Here is a 1436-nt window from a genome sequence, read left to right on the forward strand (position 1 = left end):
GCCCTGGCCGCTCCAGCCAGGCCACCTCCGGCAACGACATGGATGGCTACGCGGACGATCTTGCAGCCGTGATCGAGGCGCTGGATCTCCGGGACGCCACGCTGGTCGGGCATTCAACCGGGGGAGGCGAGGTCGCTCGCTATATCGGACGGCACGGGACGGAACGCGTGGCCAAGGCTGTTCTTATCGCCGCTGTTCCGCCGATCATGGTGAAAACGCCGGCCAATCCGGAAGGTCTGCCGATCGAAGTGTTCGACGGCATAAGGGCTGGCCTCCTCAAGGATCGCTCGCAGCACTATCTGGACCTCGCACAGTCGTTTTATGGTGCAAACAGGCCAGGCGCCACGGTCTCCCAGGGGGTTCTGAATCAGTTCTGGCTCTGGAGCATGCAGGTCGGTCTCGTGAATGCATATGAATGCGTCAAAGCGTTCTCCGAAACCGACTTCACCGAGGACCTCAAGAAATTCGATATACCGACCTTGATCCTGCATGGCGAGGACGACCAGATCGTCCCGGTCAAGGATTCGTCAGTCAAGTCGGAGCGGCTGATCAAAGGCGCAAAGGCCATATATTACCCCGGCGCGCCCCACGGGATCACGGCCACACACCAGGACCAGCTGAACGCCGATCTGCTCGCCTTCATCAAGGGCTAGTGCCCTCAAACGGCGGTCATGGCTGGCAGCACAACACCGGTGCGGCCAGCCTGACTATGAAAACTCAGCATCGATGGCTGCTGGAGATGCTTTCTGGTCTCAGCCGTCCGAGTTCACGCTGAAAACTGCGGTTGGCAACTGCGGCGGCTCTCGTGAAAATCATCAGAGGCAATGCAAATGGGTATACTTTCAGGAAAGACCGCGTTGATCACCGGGGGAAACAGTGGGATTGGGCTATTCGCCGCGAAAGCTTTCGCGTCGGAGGGGGCGCAGGTCGTAATCACCGGCCGGAGGCAGCGTGCCGTCGAGGAGGCAGTCTCCGAGATCGGAGCCGGCGCACTGGGCATTCAGGGTGATGTAGCCGACGTGGCGCACCACGAGGATGTCGCGCGACAGATCCATCAGAGGTTTGGGGCGTTCGATATCTATATGGCGAACGCCGGCGTGAACACCATCACGCATTCGTCGGCAGTTCCCGAAGACGAGTACGATGCGCAGTTCTCTATCAATGCGCGCGGCGTCTTCTTTGGTGTGCAGAAACTGATCCCGCTGATGCGCGATGGCGGCGCAGTCATACTGACGGGATCAATCGCCAGCGAGAAGGTCTTGGAAGGCCATGCCGTTTATGCAGGCTCCAAGGCAGCCATCGGCGCCTTCGCGCGCAGTTGGGCGATAGAACTGAAATCGCGCCGCATACGCGTCAACGTGCTCAGCCCCGGCCCCGTGGATACGGCTATTCTCGACAAACTGGGTGTCCCGGCCGAAATGCGAGCATCCTTCGAG

2 protein-coding genes are annotated in these 1436 nt (G+C 60.2%); both read left to right on the plus strand.

The annotated features are described in order from the left end of the window. On the plus strand, nucleotides 1-653 hold a 653-nt coding region (locus EOA22_RS33430), incomplete at its 5' end, for an alpha/beta hydrolase (protein WP_164756176.1). Between the two features lie 177 nt (nucleotides 654-830). Beyond that, nucleotides 831-1436, plus strand: a 606-nt coding sequence (locus EOA22_RS33435; protein ID WP_127390605.1) for an SDR family NAD(P)-dependent oxidoreductase, incomplete at its 3' end; no start/stop codon positions are given.

Source organism: Mesorhizobium sp. M7A.F.Ca.US.014.04.1.1, assembly GCF_003998745.1.
Lineage (GTDB): Bacteria > Pseudomonadota > Alphaproteobacteria > Rhizobiales > Rhizobiaceae > Mesorhizobium > Mesorhizobium ciceri.